Source organism: Mycobacterium simiae (assembly GCF_008370645.1).
Classification (GTDB): domain Bacteria; phylum Actinomycetota; class Actinomycetes; order Mycobacteriales; family Mycobacteriaceae; genus Mycobacterium; species Mycobacterium simiae_A.
This window is the reverse complement of the sequence record NZ_VTZN01000589.1, coordinates 1-340: the sequence shown is the minus strand read 5'-3', so window position 1 is coordinate 340 and position 340 is coordinate 1. Positions and strand designations below refer to the sequence as shown.

Below are 340 nucleotides of genomic sequence, written 5' to 3'. Positions count from 1 at the left end.
CGAGGGTCCATTCGGCGCGGCCATGCCATTCGAGGCCCCATCCTGATTGACTGCACTGCCCCGGATCACTCCGAGCACCTCATGACCCAACCGCAGTGCATCCGACAACCGCTCCAGCACCACCACACCCGCACCCTCGCCCCAACCCACTCCGTCCGCGGTAGCCGAAAATGCCTTGCAGCGACCATCATTCGACAATCCGCGCTGCCGGGAGAATCCCACAAACGTGGCCGGAGTGGCCATCACCGTCACCCCACCTGCTAGCGCCAAGTCACATTCGCCCGAGCGCAGCGACATGCACGCCTGATGTATTGCGACCAGCGACGACGAGCAGGCCGTG

General features: G+C 64.4%; 1 protein-coding gene. It reads right to left on the bottom strand.

What is annotated here, in order from left to right; translation table 11 throughout:
- The coding region (locus tag F0Q45_RS27020; RefSeq protein ID WP_306439486.1) for a beta-ketoacyl synthase N-terminal-like domain-containing protein at positions 1-340 on the bottom strand (340 nt) is incomplete at both ends.